This window comes from Streptomyces sp. NPDC008139, assembly GCF_042957025.1.
In the GTDB taxonomy this organism is placed as follows: domain Bacteria; phylum Actinomycetota; class Actinomycetes; order Streptomycetales; family Streptomycetaceae; genus Actinacidiphila.
Window position 1 is genome coordinate 264,217 of record NZ_JBIBHM010000009.1, and the last position, 15,097, is coordinate 279,313.

The following is a 15,097-nucleotide window of genomic DNA, read 5'->3' on the forward strand; positions in this document are numbered from 1 at the left end:
CTCCCCACCTCCCCGATCTGGAGCGCCCATGACCACCGAACTGCCCGCCTGCCGCCGTACCGTCCTGCGAGGCGCGGCCCTGGCCGGAGCCGCCGGGCTCGGCCTCACCGCGTGCGGCGGCTCCGGTGGCGGTTCGTCCGACGGACCCACCAAAGCCGTGGAGTTGGGCGCCGCCACCGAGGTACCGGTCGGCGGCGCCAAGCTCTACCGGAACGACAAGGTGGTCGTGGCACAGCCGAAGGAGGGCACCTTCAAGGCGTTCAGCGCGGTCTGCACGCACGCGGGCTGCGTCGTCACCTCGGTGGACGGCACCACGATCACCTGCGCCTGCCACGGCAGCCAGTTCGACGCGGACACCGGCGCCGTGCTCCAGGGCCCGGCGACCAAGCCGCTGCCCGCCGTGCAGGTCACCGCCTCCGGCGGCAAGCTCACCGCCGGCCCGGCGAGCTGACCACCGGCAGCCCGGCCCCGCGAACCGGCGGTCCCGGCCGCCGGCATCCGCACCGGTCGGCACTGCCCGGCCTGGCCCGGGAATGTCGCATCCCGCCAGTAGGGTGGGAGACATGGCGGACCCCAGCAGCTACCGACCGAAGCCGGGCCAGATCCCCGACTCCCCGGGGGTCTACAAGTTCCGGGACGAGCACGGCCGGGTGATCTACGTCGGCAAGGCGAAGAGCCTGCGCCAGCGGCTTTCCTCGTACTTCCAGGACATCACCAACCTCCACCAGCGGACCGCCACGATGGTGACCACCGCGGCGGCCGTCGAGTGGACGGTGGTCTCCACCGAGGTGGAGGCCCTCCAGCTCGAATACTCCTGGATCAAGGAGTTCGACCCGCGGTTCAACGTCAAGTACCGCGACGACAAGAGCTATCCGTCCCTCGCGGTGACGATGAACGAGGAGTTCCCGCGCGTGCAGGTCATGCGCGGCCCCAAGCGCAAGGGCGTGCGCTACTTCGGTCCGTACGCGCACGCCTGGGCGATCCGCGAGACCGTCGACCTGCTGCTGCGGGTCTTCCCGGTCCGCACCTGCTCCGCCGGGGTCTTCAAGCGCTCCGCGCAGATCGGCCGCCCCTGTCTGCTCGGCTACATCGGCAAGTGCTCCGCGCCCTGCGTCGGCCGGATCAGCGCCGACGACCACCGCGAACTGGCCGAGGAATTCTGCGACTTCATGGCCGGACACACCGGCACCTACCTGCGCCGCCTGGAACAGCGCATGAAGGACGCGGCGAGCGAGATGGAGTACGAGCAGGCCGCCCGGCTGCGGGACGACCTGGAGGCGCTGCGCCGCGCCATGGAGAAGAACGCGGTGGTGCTCGCCGACGCCACCGACGCCGACCTGATCGCCGTCGCCGAGGACGAACTGGAAGCCGCCGTGCAGATCTTCCACGTACGCGGCGGCCGGGTCCGCGGGCAGCGCGGCTGGGTCACCGACAAGGTCGAGGCGGTCGACACCGCGGGCCTGGTCGAGCACGCCCTCCAGCAGCTCTACGGCGACGAGCGCGGCGACGCCGAGCGCTCCGGCGGCAGCGGCGGTGTGCCCAAGGAGGTGCTGGTCCCGGCGCTGCCCGCACCGTCGGAGCCGGTCGCGCAGTGGCTCAGCGACCGCCGCGGCTCGCACGTCAGCCTGCGCGTACCGCAGCGCGGCGACAAGAAGGACCTGATGGCCACCGTGCAGCGCAACGCGCAGCAGGCCCTCGCGCTGCACAAGACCAAGCGCGCCTCCGACCTCACCACCCGCTCCCGCGCGCTGGAGGAGATCGCCGCCGCGCTCGACCTCGACACCGCGCCGCTGCGGATCGAGTGCTACGACATCAGCCACCTCCAGGGCGACGACGTGGTCGCGTCCATGGTGGTCTTCGAGGACGGGCTGGCCCGCAAGAGCGAGTACCGCCGCTTCCAGATCAAGTCCTTCGCCGGGCAGGACGACGTCCGGTCGATGCACGAGGTGATCTCCCGCCGCTTCCGCCGCTACCTGCTGGAGAAGCAGAAGACCGGCGAGTGGGAGGGCGAGTCCGGCGAGGTCCCCGCGAACCACGGCGATGTTCCCGTGGACCACGAGGAACAGGCGTCCGGCCCCATCGACCCCGACACCGGACGGCCGCGCAAATTCGCGTACCCGCCGCAGCTCGTCGTGGTCGACGGCGGACAGCCGCAGGTGGCCGCCGCCCGGCGCGCGCTGGAGGAGCTGGGCATAGACGACGTCGCCGTGTGCGGCCTCGCCAAGCGCCTGGAAGAGGTCTGGCTGCCCGGCGACGACGACCCGGTGATCCTGCCGCGCTCCAGCGAGGGCCTGTACCTGCTCCAGCGGGTCCGCGACGAGGCGCACCGCTTCGCGATCTCGTACCAGCGCAGCAAGCGCTCCAAGTCGATGAAGGCCGGCGCCCTGGACTCCGTGCCGGGGCTCGGCGAGACCCGCAGGCAGGCGCTGCTGAAGCACTTCGGCTCGCTGAAACGGCTCCGGGCGGCGACGATCGAGGAGATCTGCGAGGTCCCGGGGATCGGTCGCCGTACGGCGGAGACGGTCGCGGCGACCCTGGCAGCCGCGGCTCCGGCCGCACCACCCGCGGTGAACACCGCGACAGGAGAGATCATCGAAGAGGCCGACGGGGCCCCGCCCGGGGCGGACCCGTCCCACCATCGGGGGATCAGCACATGAGTGAGCAGGACGAACAGGACGGAACGCACGTGACAACCGGCGGAGTGGGGGAGGCCGTGGAGGCCATCCCCGAACTGGTGATCATCTCCGGCATGTCCGGAGCGGGCCGCAGCACCGCGGCCAAGTGTCTGGAGGACCTCGGCTGGTTCGTGGTGGACAATCTGCCGCCCGCGCTGATCCCCACCATGGTGGATCTCGGCGCGCGCTCGCAGGGCAACGTCGCCCGGATCGCCGTGGTCGTGGACGTCCGCGGACGCCGCTTCTTCGACAATCTGCGCGAGTCCCTCGCCGACCTGGCGACCCGCAGCGTCAAGCGCCGGATCATCTATCTGGAAGCCTCCGACGAGGCCCTGGTCCGCCGCTTCGAGTCGGTCCGCCGGCCGCACCCGCTCCAGGGCTCGGGCCGGATCGTGGACGGCATCGCGGCCGAGCGCGACCTGCTGCGCGAGCTGCGCGGCGACGCCGACCTGGTGATCGACACCTCCAGCCTCAACGTGCACGAGTTGCGCGCCAAACTGGACGCCCAGTTCGCGGGCGAGGAGGAGCCGGAACTCCGCGCCACGGTCATGTCGTTCGGATTCAAGTACGGCCTGCCCGTCGACGCCGACCTGGTGGTGGACTGCCGCTTCCTGCCCAACCCGCACTGGGTGCCGGAGCTGCGGCCCTTCACCGGGCTCAACGACGAGGTGGCGCAGTATGTGTTCAACCAGCCGGGCGCGAAGGAATTCCTCGACCGCTACGCCGAGTTGCTGCACATCATCGCCGCCGGATACCGGCGCGAGGGCAAGCGGTACGTGACGATCGCGGTCGGCTGCACGGGCGGCAAGCACCGCAGCGTGGCGATGTCGGAACGGCTGGCCGCACGGCTGGCCGCGGATGGGGTGGAGACCGTGACAGTGCACAGGGACATGGGGCGCGAGTGATCATGACGGGTCGGCGGCGGCGCCGGGGTACGGGCCGCCGCGCCGGGGTGCCGCCCAAGGTGGTCGCCCTCGGCGGGGGGCACGGCCTGGCCGCCTCCCTCGCCGCACTGCGCCGGATCACCGGCGATCTGACCGCGGTGGTCACCGTCGCGGACGACGGCGGCTCCAGCGGCAGACTCCGCCAGGAGATGGGCGTACTGCCGCCGGGAGACCTCCGCAAGGCGCTCGCCGCGCTCTGCGGGGACGACGAATGGGGGCGCACATGGGCCCGAGTGGTCCAGCACCGCTTCACCAGCGAGGGTGATCTGCACGGGCACGCGGTCGGCAATCTGCTGATCGTCGCGCTGTGGGAACAGCTCAACGACGAGGTCGCCGCGCTGGAGTGGGTCGGGCGTCTGCTGGGCGCCCACGGCAGGGTGCTGCCGATGTCCGCGGTCCCGCTCGACCTGCACGCCATCGTCCGCGGCCACGACCCCGACAGGCCCGACGAGATCAGCACCGTCCGCGGCCAGGCCACGGTCGCCCTCACCCCCGGTGAGGTGCAGGAAGTGCAGGTCGTCCCGGCCGATCCGCCCGCCGTTCCCGAGGCCGTGCAGGCGGTCCTCGACGCGGACTGGGTGGTGCTCGGCCCCGGCTCCTGGTTCTCCTCGGTGATCCCGCATCTGCTGGTCCCCGAGCTCGTCGACGCCCTCATGACGACCAGGGCGCGCCGGGTCCTCACGCTGAACCTCGCGCCGCAACCAGGTGAGACCGACGGATTTTCTCCGCAGCGTCACTTGGAGGTTTTGGCCCGACACGCCCCTAAACTCACCATCGACGTGGTTCTCGCCGACGAGGCCGCCGTACCCGACCGTGACAGCCTCTCCGAGGCCGCACAGCGGTTGGGCGGCACGGTCGAGCTGGCACCGGTCGCCGCCCCCGACGGGCCGCGGCACGACCCGGAGCTGTTGGCCGCCGCGTATGACAGGATTTTTCGTATGCGTGGAAGGATCGGCCCATGGCGATGACGGCAGCGGTGAAGGACGAGATCTCCCGGCTTCCCGTCACCCGGACCTGCTGCCGGAAGGCGGAGGTCTCGTCGATCCTGCGGTTCGCCGGCGGCCTCCACCTGGTGAGCGGCCGGATCGTGATCGAGGCGGAGCTGGACACCGGGATCGCGGCCAGGCGGCTGCGCAAGGACATCCTGGAGATCTTCGGGCACTCCTCCGACCTGGTGGTGATGGCGCCCGGCGGGCTGCGCAGGGGCAGCAGGTACGTGGTGCGCGTGGTGGCGGGCGGCGACCAGCTCGCCCGGCAGACCGGCCTGGTGGACGGCCGCGGCCGACCGATCCGCGGCCTGCCCCCGCAGGTCGTCTCCGGCGCCACCTGCGACGCGGAGGCCGCCTGGCGCGGTGCCTTCCTCGCGCACGGCTCGCTCACCGAGCCCGGCCGCTCCTCGTCGCTGGAGGTCACCTGCCCGGGTCCCGAGGCCGCCCTGGCCCTGGTCGGCGCCGCCCGCCGCCTCCAGATCCCCGCCAAGGCCCGCGAGGTCCGCAATGTGGACCGCGTGGTGGTACGGGACGGCGACGCGATCGGCGCGCTGCTGACCCGGCTCGGCGCCCACGACTCCGTGCTCGCCTGGGAAGAGCGCCGCATGCGCCGCGAGGTCCGGGCCACCGCCAACCGGCTCGCCAACTTCGACGACGCCAACCTGCGCAGGTCGGCCCGCGCCGCCGTCGCCGCCGGAGCCCGTGTGCAGCGCGCGCTGGAGATCCTCGGCGACGACGTACCGGAGCACCTCGCCGCGGCCGGACGCCTGCGCATGGACCACAAGCAGGCCTCCCTGGAGGAGCTTGGCTCCCTCGCCGAGCCGCCGCTGACCAAGGACGCGGTCGCCGGCCGGATCCGCCGCCTGCTGGCCATGGCCGACAAGCGCGCCTCGGACCTCGGCCTGCCCGGCACCGACGCCAACCTCACCGACGAGATGGTCGGCTAGGCCTGTCCGCCGGACAGGCCCCAGCCGTCACGCGCGCGGCGGGCGGAGGTGAAGGGGCCTCGGCCCGATGTCACCTCCGCGCCCCTGGCCGGGTAGGCTCGTCCCTGGTCGGGGACATCCCATATTTCGCAGCCGGAGAGGGCTCCGGCGAATGAGCGAGGAGATCGGTTCGTGACGATCCGGGTAGGCATCAACGGCTTTGGCCGCATCGGTCGTAACTTCTTCCGCGCCGCCTTGGAGCAGGGTGCGGACATCGAGATCGTGGCTGTCAACGACCTGGGTGACACCGCGACGACGGCGCACCTGCTGAAGTACGACACCATCCTCGGCCGCCTCAAGGCCGAGGTCACCCACACCGCGGACTCCATCACCGTCGACGGCAAGACCATCAAGGTGCTCGCCGAGCGCGACCCCGCCGCCATCGCGTGGGGCGAGCTGGGCGTCGACGTCGTCATCGAGTCGACCGGCATCTTCACCAAGGCCGCCGACGCGGGCAAGCACATCGCGGGCGGTGCCAAGAAGGTCATCATCTCGGCGCCCGCCACCGGCGAGGACATCACGATCGTGATGGGCGTCAACCAGGACAAGTACGAGCCCGCGAACCACCACATCATCTCCAACGCCTCGTGCACCACGAACTGTGTGGCGCCGATGGCGAAGGTGCTGCTGGAGAACTTCGGCATCGTCAAGGGCCTGATGACGACGGTCCACGCGTACACCAACGACCAGCGCATCCTGGACTTCCCGCACAAGGACCTGCGCCGCGCCCGCGCCGCCGCGGAGAACATCATCCCGACCACCACGGGTGCCGCGAAGGCCACCGCGCTGGTCATCCCCGAGCTGGCGGGCAAGCTGGACGGCATCGCGATGCGCGTCCCGGTCCCCACCGGCTCGGTCACCGACCTGGTCGTCGACCTCGAGCGCGAGGTCACCAAGGACGAGGTCAACGCCGCCTTCCAGAAGGCGGCCGAGGGTCAGCTCAAGGGCCTGCTGGAGTACACCGAGGACCCGATCGTCTCCTCGGACATCGTCAACTGGCCGGCCTCCTGCACCTTCGACTCCTCCCTGACCATGGTCCAGGGCAAGACGGTCAAGGTCATCGGCTGGTACGACAACGAGTGGGGCTACTCCAACCGCCTCGTGGACCTCACGGTCTTCGTCGGCGGCCAGCTCTGACGCCGTAGCGGCCGACGCACAGCGATGTGAGCGACAGGGTCCGGACGGGTGCGACGAAGCGCCGGTCCGGGCCCTGTCCCTTGCCCACTCCGCAGTCCCGTACCCGTCAGTACCCGCAGCCGTACCCGTAGGAGACCGTACAGATGAAGACGATCGACGACCTGATCAGCGAGGGGCGGATCGCCGGCAAGCGGGTATTCGTCCGCGCCGACCTCAACGTCCCGCTCGACGGGGAGCGCATCACCGACGACGGCCGCATCCGGGCCGCCGTCCCCACCATCACCAAGCTCGCCGACGCGGGCGCCAAGGTGATCGTGGCCTCGCACCTCGGCCGCCCCAAGGGCGAGCCCGACCCGAAGTTCTCGCTGGCGCCGGTCGCCGCGCGCCTGGGCGAACTGCTCGGCGACGGCGGTCATGAGGTGGTGTTCGCCGCCGACACCGTCGGCGAGAGCGCCGCGGCCACCGTGGCGGGTCTGGCCGACGGCCAGGTCGCGCTGCTGGAGAACCTGCGCTTCAACGCGGGCGAGACCAGCAAGGACGACGCCGAGCGCGGCGCCTTCGCCGACCGGCTCGCGGAGCTGGCCGACACCTATGTCGGCGACGGCTTCGGAGCGGTGCACCGCAAGCACGCCTCGGTGTACGACCTCCCGGCCCGCCTCCCGCACGCCGCGGGCGGTCTGATCGCCACCGAGGTCGGCGTCCTGAAGAAGCTCACCGAGGACGTCTCCCGCCCCTACGCGGTGGTGCTCGGCGGCTCCAAGGTCTCCGACAAGCTCGGCGTCATCGACCACCTGCTGGACAAGGCCGACCGCATCCTGGTCGGCGGCGGCATGGTCTTCACCTTCCTCAAGGCCCAGGGCCACGAGGTCGGCAAGAGCCTGCTCCAGGAGGACCAGATCCCCGTGGTCAAGGAGTACCTGGAGCGCGCCAAGGCCAAGGGCGTGGAATTCGTCCTGCCGGTCGACGTCGTCGGCGCCACCGAGTTCCCCGACCTGAAGACCAAGGCGCCGTCCTCGCCGGTCAACGCACCGGTGGACGCGATCCCCGCGGACGTGATCGGCCTGGACATCGGCCCCGAGTCCCGCAAGCTCTTCGCCGCCAAGCTCGCCGACGCCGCCACCATCTTCTGGAACGGCCCGATGGGCGTCTTCGAGCACCCGGACTACGCCGACGGCACCCGCGCGGTCGCCCAGGCGCTGATCGACTCCGACGCGTTCACCGTGGTCGGCGGCGGCGACTCGGCCGCGGCCGTCCGCATCCTCGGCTTCGACGAGAACGCTTTCGGCCATATTTCCACCGGCGGCGGCGCGAGCCTGGAATACCTTGAGGGCAAGACGCTCCCCGGCCTTGCCGCACTGGAGAAGTGAGCAGATGACCGAGCAGAGCACCCGCACCCCGCTGATGGCGGGCAACTGGAAGATGAACCTCAACCACCTCGAGGCCATCGCGCACGTCCAGAAGCTCGCCTTCGCGCTCACCGACAAGGACTACGACGCGGTCGAGGTCGCCGTCCTGGTGCCGTACACCGACCTGCGCTCCGTACAGACGCTGGTCGACGGCGACAAGCTGAAGATCAAGTACGGCGCCCAGGACCTGTCCGCGCACGACTCCGGCGCGTACACCGGCGAGATCTCCGGATCGATGCTGGCCAAGCTGAAGTGCGCGTACGTGGCGATCGGGCACTCCGAGCGCCGCCAGTACCACGGCGAGGACGAGGCCGTCGTCAACGCCAAGGTGAAGGCCGCCTACAGGAACGGCCTCACCCCGATCCTGTGCGTCGGCGAGGGCCTGGACGTCCGCAAGGCCGGACAGCAGGTCCCGCACACCCTCGCGCAGCTCGACGGCGCCCTGAAGGACATCCCCGCCGAGCAGGCCGCCACGATCGTGGTCGCGTACGAGCCGGTCTGGGCGATCGGCACCGGCGAGGTGGCCACCCCCGAGGACGCGCAGGAGGTCTGCGGGGCGATCCGCGGGCGGCTGGCCGAGCTGTACGACCAGGAGCTGGCGGACGCCGTGCGCATCCAGTACGGCGGCTCCGTGAAGTCCGGCAACGTCGCCGCGATCATGGCGCAGCCGGACGTGGACGGCGCCCTGGTGGGCGGCGCGGCACTGGACGCCGAGGAGTTCGTCAAGATCGTCCGGTTCCGCGACCAGTGACGGAAACCGGGGCCCGCGGCCACGAACAGTGAGCCGGGGCACCGGGCAGTGGGCTGACACGCCCCTCAGGAAGTACCCTGTCGGGGCCGGACCGGCGTGACCGCGCCGTCCGGCCCCGCGCCGTTGTCATGTAGTCGAGAGAGTTGGTCCAGCCGTGGTCATCGGGTTCTCCATCGCCCTCATCATTTTCAGCCTGCTGCTTCTGCTGCTCGTGCTGATGCACAAGGGGAAGGGCGGCGGCCTCTCGGACATGTTCGGCGGCGGCATGCAGTCCTCCGTCGGCGGCTCCTCGGTGGCCGAGCGCAACCTCGACCGGATCACCGTCGTGGTCGGTCTGCTGTGGTTCGCCTGCATTGTCACCCTTGGCCTGGTGATGAAGTTCCAGAAGTAGGGCCGACGTTCGACTCCCGCGCATCCAGGGAGAACTGACGCCTCGTCGCCACCCCGGCTTACTATGGGGAGACGTCCTCGGGGGACAGGTCGAGCGCCTGCCACTGGACGGCACGTAAGGTCTCCGTAAACTGGCGACCTCGCAGCACCATCACGCAGGGAGTTACGACCGTGGCAAGTGGCAACGCGATCCGTGGAAGTCGGGTCGGAGCGGGGCCGATGGGAGAGGCCGAGCGCGGCGAGTCCGCGCCGCGCCTCCGCATCTCCTTCTGGTGCTCGAACGGGCACGAGACCCAGCCGAGTTTCGCCAGCGACGCGCAGATCCCGGAGACCTGGGACTGCCCACGCTGCGGCTTCCCGGCGGGGCAGGACGAGGAGAATCCGCCGGCGCCGCCGCGTACCGAGCCGTACAAGACCCACCTCGCCTACGTGCGGGAGCGGCGCAGCGCCGCCGACGGCGAGGCGATCCTCGCCGAGGCGCTGGCGAAGCTCCGCGGCGAGATCTAGCGAGATCAGGGAAGTCCCGGACCTCGGTTGCCGGGCGGGCTCAGACCTCTGAGCCCGCCCGGCGACCGAGGGCTTTCTGTTTTCACGGCACGCTCTCCGGCGGGCGCCTCAGCGGCGGCGCGGCCGGGCCGCGTGCGCGTCCGCGATATGGCCCGTCAACGCGATGGAGGCCGTAGCCCGTTCGTAGGTGAGTTGCGCGACGCGGGCGTACAGGCAGTCCACGATGAGCAGTACGGAGTGGCGGGTGCCGAAGTTGCCGCGCCTGAAGCTGGTTTCGCCCGAGGTGGACGTGAGGCGTACGTCGGCGGCCTGGGCGATCGGCGAGCGCGGGTCGCCGGTGACGGCCACGGTGACGGCGCCGCGCTCCGCGGCCAGCCGCAGCGGCTCCAGCACCTCCCGGGTGGCGCCCGAGTGCGAGATGGCCACCACCGCGTCGGAGGGCGTCAGCAGGGCCGCGGAGGTCTCCGCCGCGTGCACCTCGGTCCAGGCGTGGGCCGCGCAGCCGATGCCGTACAGCCGCGCCTCGGTCTCCCTGGCCACGATCCCCGAGCCGCCGACGCCGTAGACGTCGATCCTGCGGGCCTTCGCGAGTGTCTGCGCGGCTCGTTCCAGTGCCTCGCGGTCCAGCCGATCGGCGGTCTGCCGCAGCGCCCGCAGATCGGCCTCCGCGACCACCCCGATCACCTGCTCCAGGTCGTCCTCGGGCCCGATCTGCGGCCCGAGCGCCGCCGTACGGGGCTCCGCCTCGCTGCGGCCCTGCTCCTGCGCCAGCTCGATCAGGAGCTGCTGGTACGAGTCGAGGCCGAGCGCCCGGCAGAAGCGGGTGACGGTGGCCTGCGAGGTGCCCGTACGCCGCCCCAGCTCGGCCGCGGAGCCGTGTGTCGCCGCGACCGGGTCGGCCAGCACCAGCTCGCCGACCTTGCGCAGGGAACCGGACATCCGGGGCAGTTCGGAGCGGATCAACGCGGTGATCATGGTGACTCGTCTCGGCTGGACGGCTTGAGGACTTGCCTGCGGGTGAATCTATCAACCACCATTCGTGGCGATGAGTGAAATCTACAGCCGACCGCTGGTGATCGGCATCGACGCGGGCGGTACCAGCAGCCGCGCGTATCTGGCGGAGGCGGCGCCGGAGACGGCCGGGGACCCGGCGGAGGTCGTCGTGCTCGGCCGCGGCACCGGGGGGCCGGGCAACGCGCTGAGCGTCGGCCGCGCCGAACTGACCCGGCACCTGACGGACGCCGTCGCCCAGGCGGTCCCGGCCGACCTGCGGGGGCGCGTCGCCGCGGTCTACGGCGGCTTCGCGGGCGCCGCGGAAGGGCTCGGCGCCGAGCGAGGCCACGGCCTCGCGCTGTCCTGTCTGGCCGACGCGCTGGCCGCCAACGGCATCACGGGCGCCGCGATCGGCGTCGGCGGCGACACCGAGGTCGCGCTGGCCTCCGCGCCCGGCGCGCCCGGTGACGGGCTGGTGCTGATCGCGGGCACCGGCGCCATCGCCACCCGGCTCACCGGCAGACGCCGCTCCGCGGTCGTGGACGGCCACGGCTGGCTGCTCGGCGACGAGGGCAGCGGCTTCTGGCTCGGCGGCCGGGCGGTGCGGGCGGCGCTGGAGGCGCTGGACGGCCGCGGCCCCTGGACCTCGCTGGTCGCCAGGGTCGCCGCGCACTATCTGCCGCCGGGCACGTACGAGCGGCTGGGCGGCACCGGGCGCCTGGACGGCGCGGAACGGCCACTGCCCGACGGCGAGGCGCGCGCCGATCTCAGCGAGGCCATCGTGACCAGCGCGTACGAGCAGACGCCCGCCCGGCTCGCGCAGCTCAGCAGGCAGGCGGTGGAGGCGGCGGACGAGGGCGACGCGGTGGCGCTGCGGCTGCTGGACGGCGCGGCCGATTTGCTGGTGGCGACCGTGCGGGCGCTGGAGCCGCGGCCGGGGGAGCCGCTGGTGCTCACCGGCGGACTGCTCGGTCCCGGCGGCCCGCTGCTCGACCGGGTCGTCGCCCGGCTCGACGGGCTCGCGCTGCGGGTCTTCCCGGTGGCGAACGGGGGAGTGGGGGCGGCGGCGCTGGCACGGCTGTTGCTGTGAGGGCGGGGCCCCGCTGGTGTGAGGGCGGGGTCCTCTGGGGCGAGGGGTCTCCTGTGGTGAGGCCGGGTTCCTCGCGGGGTCACGGCGGTGCCGGGGCGTCTTGACGGCGGCGCGACGGGTGGTTCATTGTTTCATCGGACCACCTCAAAGATGGTTGATCGAGCCGAACCGGCCACCGATCTCACCACCCGACCCACCAAGGGGGCTCGGCCATGGCCGACGCACAGCTCAGCGCCGCCCGGTTCGCCGACGAGGGGCGCGCCGCCGTCGAGCGCGCCATCGCGGCCAACAAGGACTCCGTCGCCGCCGCGGGACGGCTCTTCGCCGACTGCGTGGCCGCCGACGGTGTGATCCACGGCTTCGGCACCGGCCACTCCCAGGCCACCGTCCTGGAGATCGTCGGCCGCGCGGGCGGCCTGATCCCCACCAACCGGATCGGCCTCGCCGACCTCGTGCTGCGCGGCGGCGAGGACCGCTCGGTGCTCGACGACCCGCTGCTGGAACGTTCTCCCGGCCTGGCCAGGCGGCTGTACGACCTGTCGACGCCGCACCCGCAGGACCTGTTCGTGATCGTCTCCAACTCCGGTGTGAACAACTCCGTGGTGGACATGGCCCTCCAGGTCAAGGAGGCGGGGCACCCGCTGGTCGCCCTCACCTCGCTGACCCACACCCGCGCCGTGCCCGCCCTGCACCCCAGCGGCAAGCGGCTCGCGGACATCGCCGACGCCGTCCTCGACAACTGCGCGCCCGCCGGTGACGCCCTGCTCCCGCTGCCCGACGGCGGCGCGCTGTGCGGTGTCTCCACCATCACCTCGGCGCTGCTGGTCCAGATGGTCGTCGCCGAGTGCGTGGGCCTGCTCACCGCCGAGGGGCACGAGGCGCCGGTCTACATCTCCGCGAATCTGCCGGGCGGCTTCGAGCGCAACGCCGTCCTGGAGGAGCGCTACGCGGGCCGCCTGCACCGCGGCGGTTTCTGATCCGCCGCCGTTTCTCCTCATGCGGGCGTCTCTCCAGGTCAACGCGATTGTCAGTGGCGGCGGTTACGGTTTCGGCAGTGATCAACCCGCTGCCGGGACGGTCGCCGCGCACGTCCCGCCGCTCAATCCGGGCCGGGGGGCCATGTCCGTCACCGCCACCGAGCCGCCCGCGTTCGCCGAGCCCGCCGCGCTGACCTGGCGCGGCGGCTTCGGCCGGCCGCGGTCACCGTGATGGCCGTATTCGGCGCCCTCGGCATGGTGGGGAACGCCAGCGAGGTGACGCTCCTCCAGGAACACACCCCGGTGGGCCTGCTCGGCCGGGTCGGCGCCGCCAACCGCACCCTGTCGGTGGCCGGTGATCCGCCGGACAGGCCCTAGGCGCCCTGTCCGGCGGGGCCGCCGCGAGCGCCTGGGGGCTCAACACACCGCCGCTGGTCGCCGCCGCGCTGTTCTGCCGCGGGCGGCCTTCCTGATACCCGCCCTCGTCTCGTTCCGGCGTGTCATCAATTAGCGTGGGGCGTGCAGCGAGGACGAGGAGAAGTGGACTGATGTCCGAAACGAACGCGCAGGGCCCGAAGGCTCTCGACCAGCGTGCCGAGTGGCACGCGCTCGGCAAGCACCGCGAGGAACTGGCGGACGCGCACCTGCGGGATCTGTTCGCGGCCGACCCCGAGCGGGGCAGCCGTTACACCCTCCAAGTGGGTGACCTCCACCTGGACTACTCCAAGCAGCTCGTGACGGACGAGACGCTCCGGCTGCTGCGCGAACTGGCCGCCGCGACCGGGGTGTTCGAGCTTCGTGACGCGATGTTCCGCGGCGAGCGGATCAATGTCACCGAGGACCGGGCGGTCCTGCACACCGCTCTGCGCGCCCCGCGCTCCGCGGTGATCGAGCTGGACGGCCAGGACGTCGTGCCCGCCGTGCACTCCGTGCTCAACAAGATGCAGGTCTTCTGCGACCGGGTGCGCTCGGGGGAGTGGACCGGCCACACGGGCAAGCGGATCAGGAATGTCGTCAACATCGGCATCGGCGGCTCCGACCTCGGCCCCGCGATGGCCTACGAGGTGCTGCGCGCCTACACCGACCGCGGTCTGACGGTCCGTTTCGTGTCCAACGTGGACGGCGCCGACCTGCACGAGGCGGTCCGCGACCTGGACGCGGCCGAGACGCTGTTCATCATCGCGTCCAAGACCTTCACCACCATCGAGACCATCACCAACGCCACCTCCGCCCGCGACTGGCTGCTCACCGAGCTGCGCGCCGACGAGTCGGCGGTCGCCAAGCACTTCGTGGCGCTGTCCACCAACGCGGAGAAGGTCGCCGACTTCGGCATCGACACCCAGAACATGTTCGAGTTCTGGGACTGGGTCGGCGGCCGGTACTCCTACGACTCGGCCATCGGGCTCTCCTTGATGCTGGCCATCGGCCCCGACCGCTTCCGCGAGATGCTGGCCGGATTCCACCTGGTCGACGAGCACTTCAGGACCGCGCCGCCGGAGGAGAACGTCCCGCTGCTGCTCGGCCTGCTCGGCGTCTGGTACGGCGGTTTCCACGACGCGCAGTCGCACGCGGTGCTGCCGTACAGCCACTACCTGAGCAAGTTCACCGCCTACCTCCAGCAGCTCGACATGGAGTCCAACGGCAAGTCCGTGGACCGGCAGGGCAACCCGGTGACCTGGCAGACGGGTCCGGTCGTCTGGGGCACGCCGGGCACCAACGGGCAGCACGCGTACTACCAGTTGCTGCACCAGGGCACCAAGCTCGTCCCCGCGGACTTCATCGGCTTCGCGCGGCCGGTCGACGAACTCGGGCCGCTCGCCTCCCAGCACGACCTGCTGATGGCGAACTTCTTCGCGCAGACCCAGGCGCTGGCCTTCGGCAAGACGCCGGACGAGGTCAGGGCCGAGGGCGTGCCCGAGGAGCTGGTCCCGCACAAGACCTTCCGCGGGAACCACCCCACGACCACCATTCTGGCCACCGAGCTGACGCCGTCCGTCCTCGGCCAGCTCATCGCCCTCTACGAGCACAAGGTGTTCGTCCAGGGCGCGGTCTGGAACATCGACTCCTTCGACCAGTGGGGCGTCGAGCTGGGCAAGGTCCTCGCCAAGCGCGTCGAGCCCGCCCTCGCCGAGGGCACCGCCGTCCCCGGCCTGGACGCCTCCACCACGGCCCTGGTCGCCAAGTACCGCGAGCTGCGCGGTCGCTGAGGCACAACGCACCGCGGCGGTTCACCGGATCTCCGGTGAACCGCC

Annotated in this window: 16 protein-coding genes; 15 read left to right on the plus strand and 1 reads right to left on the minus strand. The window is 71.5% G+C overall.

The window, feature by feature from the left end; translation table 11 throughout:
* Positions 1 to 28: 28 nt before the first annotated feature.
* The 10 genes from ACFZBB_RS21140 (at position 29) to ACFZBB_RS21185 (ending at position 9,785) form a co-directional block, all read left to right on the plus strand.
* The gene (locus ACFZBB_RS21140; RefSeq protein WP_391124430.1) at positions 29 to 451 is read left to right on the plus strand and encodes a Rieske 2Fe-2S domain-containing protein; all 423 of its coding nucleotides are present in this window, start codon (positions 29 to 31) and stop codon (positions 449 to 451) included.
* 112 nt (positions 452 to 563) lie between these two features.
* On the plus strand, positions 564 to 2,657 hold the full coding sequence (gene uvrC, locus ACFZBB_RS21145; RefSeq protein WP_391124433.1) for an excinuclease ABC subunit UvrC: 2,094 nt from the start codon (positions 564 to 566) through the stop codon (positions 2,655 to 2,657).
* Entirely contained in the window at positions 2,654 to 3,580 is a 927-nt protein-coding gene (gene rapZ / locus ACFZBB_RS21150; RefSeq protein WP_391124435.1) for an RNase adapter RapZ, read from the plus strand. Before uvrC ends, rapZ begins: the two co-directional genes overlap by 4 nt.
* Positions 3,581 to 3,582: 2 nt before the next feature.
* Positions 3,583 to 4,587, plus strand: a complete 1,005-nt coding sequence (yvcK, locus tag ACFZBB_RS21155) for a uridine diphosphate-N-acetylglucosamine-binding protein YvcK (RefSeq protein WP_355333903.1) — start codon at positions 3,583 to 3,585, stop codon at positions 4,585 to 4,587.
* On the plus strand, positions 4,578 to 5,555 hold the full coding sequence (whiA, locus tag ACFZBB_RS21160; protein WP_188284204.1) for a DNA-binding protein WhiA: 978 nt from the start codon (positions 4,578 to 4,580) through the stop codon (positions 5,553 to 5,555). The genes yvcK and whiA overlap by 10 nt, the downstream gene beginning before the upstream one ends.
* A gap of 171 nt (positions 5,556 to 5,726) precedes the next feature.
* Positions 5,727 to 6,731 (plus strand): type I glyceraldehyde-3-phosphate dehydrogenase, encoded by a 1,005-nt coding sequence (gene gap, locus ACFZBB_RS21165; RefSeq protein WP_391124438.1) that lies wholly within the window; start codon positions 5,727 to 5,729, stop codon positions 6,729 to 6,731.
* A 143-nt stretch (positions 6,732 to 6,874) separates the two neighbouring features.
* Positions 6,875 to 8,098, plus strand: a complete 1,224-nt coding sequence (locus ACFZBB_RS21170; RefSeq protein ID WP_391124441.1) for a phosphoglycerate kinase — start codon at positions 6,875 to 6,877, stop codon at positions 8,096 to 8,098.
* Between the two features lie 4 nt (positions 8,099 to 8,102).
* A complete protein-coding gene (tpiA, locus tag ACFZBB_RS21175) occupies positions 8,103 to 8,888 on the plus strand; it encodes a triose-phosphate isomerase (RefSeq protein WP_391044090.1) in 786 nt (261 codons plus the stop codon).
* A 154-nt stretch (positions 8,889 to 9,042) separates the two neighbouring features.
* The gene (gene secG, locus ACFZBB_RS21180; RefSeq protein WP_355333892.1) at positions 9,043 to 9,279 is read left to right on the plus strand and encodes a preprotein translocase subunit SecG; all 237 of its coding nucleotides are present in this window, start codon (positions 9,043 to 9,045) and stop codon (positions 9,277 to 9,279) included.
* Between the two features lie 170 nt (positions 9,280 to 9,449).
* Entirely contained in the window at positions 9,450 to 9,785 is a 336-nt protein-coding gene (locus tag ACFZBB_RS21185) for an RNA polymerase-binding protein RbpA (protein ID WP_073497103.1), read from the plus strand.
* Between the two features lie 108 nt (positions 9,786 to 9,893).
* Here the strand turns inward: ACFZBB_RS21185 and ACFZBB_RS21190 are convergent, their stop codons facing one another.
* On the minus strand, positions 9,894 to 10,760 hold the full coding sequence (locus ACFZBB_RS21190; protein ID WP_188284199.1) for a MurR/RpiR family transcriptional regulator: 867 nt from the start codon (positions 10,758 to 10,760) through the stop codon (positions 9,894 to 9,896).
* A 70-nt stretch (positions 10,761 to 10,830) separates the two neighbouring features.
* On the opposite strand from ACFZBB_RS21190, the gene ACFZBB_RS21195 reads away from it, so the two are divergent.
* The 5 genes from ACFZBB_RS21195 (at position 10,831) to pgi (ending at position 15,052) form a co-directional block, all read left to right on the plus strand.
* The gene (locus ACFZBB_RS21195; protein ID WP_391124444.1) at positions 10,831 to 11,868 is read left to right on the plus strand and encodes a BadF/BadG/BcrA/BcrD ATPase family protein; all 1,038 of its coding nucleotides are present in this window, start codon (positions 10,831 to 10,833) and stop codon (positions 11,866 to 11,868) included.
* 212 nt (positions 11,869 to 12,080) lie between these two features.
* Positions 12,081 to 12,845, plus strand: coding sequence for a sugar isomerase domain-containing protein (locus ACFZBB_RS21200; protein WP_391124447.1), 765 nt, complete (start codon positions 12,081 to 12,083; stop codon positions 12,843 to 12,845).
* Between the two features lie 19 nt (positions 12,846 to 12,864).
* A complete protein-coding gene (locus ACFZBB_RS21205) occupies positions 12,865 to 13,077 on the plus strand; it encodes a hypothetical protein (RefSeq protein WP_391124450.1) in 213 nt (70 codons plus the stop codon).
* Positions 13,077 to 13,223: a hypothetical protein gene (locus tag ACFZBB_RS21210; RefSeq protein ID WP_391124453.1), complete on the plus strand. Its 147-nt coding sequence runs from the start codon at positions 13,077 to 13,079 to the stop codon at positions 13,221 to 13,223. The genes ACFZBB_RS21205 and ACFZBB_RS21210 overlap by 1 nt, the downstream gene beginning before the upstream one ends.
* Positions 13,224 to 13,393: 170 nt before the next feature.
* Positions 13,394 to 15,052 carry a glucose-6-phosphate isomerase gene (gene pgi, locus ACFZBB_RS21215; RefSeq protein WP_355333880.1) on the plus strand — a complete coding sequence of 553 codons (1,659 nt, stop codon included), beginning with the start codon at positions 13,394 to 13,396 and terminating at the stop codon, positions 15,050 to 15,052.
* The last annotated feature ends 45 nt before the right edge of the window (positions 15,053 to 15,097 follow it).

What these genes read in the sequence shown, in the direction of transcription:
- ACFZBB_RS21140 (WP_391124430.1), top strand. Translation starts at nt 29, where the DNA reads ATGACCACCGAACTGCCCGCCTGCCGCCGTACCGTCCTGCGAGGCGCG.
- uvrC (WP_391124433.1), top strand. Translation starts at nt 564, where the DNA reads ATGGCGGACCCCAGCAGCTACCGACCGAAGCCGGGCCAGATCCCCGAC.
- rapZ (WP_391124435.1), top strand. Translation starts at nt 2,654, where the DNA reads ATGAGTGAGCAGGACGAACAGGACGGAACGCACGTGACAACCGGCGGA.
- yvcK (WP_355333903.1), top strand. Translation starts at nt 3,583, where the DNA reads ATGACGGGTCGGCGGCGGCGCCGGGGTACGGGCCGCCGCGCCGGGGTG.
- whiA (WP_188284204.1), top strand. Translation starts at nt 4,578, where the DNA reads ATGGCGATGACGGCAGCGGTGAAGGACGAGATCTCCCGGCTTCCCGTC.
- ACFZBB_RS21170 (WP_391124441.1), top strand. Translation starts at nt 6,875, where the DNA reads ATGAAGACGATCGACGACCTGATCAGCGAGGGGCGGATCGCCGGCAAG.
- tpiA (WP_391044090.1), top strand. Translation starts at nt 8,103, where the DNA reads ATGACCGAGCAGAGCACCCGCACCCCGCTGATGGCGGGCAACTGGAAG.
- ACFZBB_RS21190 (WP_188284199.1), bottom strand. Translation starts at nt 10,760, where the DNA reads ATGATCACCGCGTTGATCCGCTCCGAACTGCCCCGGATGTCCGGTTCC.
- ACFZBB_RS21195 (WP_391124444.1), top strand. Translation starts at nt 10,831, where the DNA reads ATGAGTGAAATCTACAGCCGACCGCTGGTGATCGGCATCGACGCGGGC.
- ACFZBB_RS21200 (WP_391124447.1), top strand. Translation starts at nt 12,081, where the DNA reads ATGGCCGACGCACAGCTCAGCGCCGCCCGGTTCGCCGACGAGGGGCGC.
- ACFZBB_RS21205 (WP_391124450.1), top strand. Translation starts at nt 12,865, where the DNA reads ATGCGGGCGTCTCTCCAGGTCAACGCGATTGTCAGTGGCGGCGGTTAC.
- ACFZBB_RS21210 (WP_391124453.1), top strand. Translation starts at nt 13,077, where the DNA reads ATGGCCGTATTCGGCGCCCTCGGCATGGTGGGGAACGCCAGCGAGGTG.
- pgi (WP_355333880.1), top strand. Translation starts at nt 13,394, where the DNA reads ATGTCCGAAACGAACGCGCAGGGCCCGAAGGCTCTCGACCAGCGTGCC.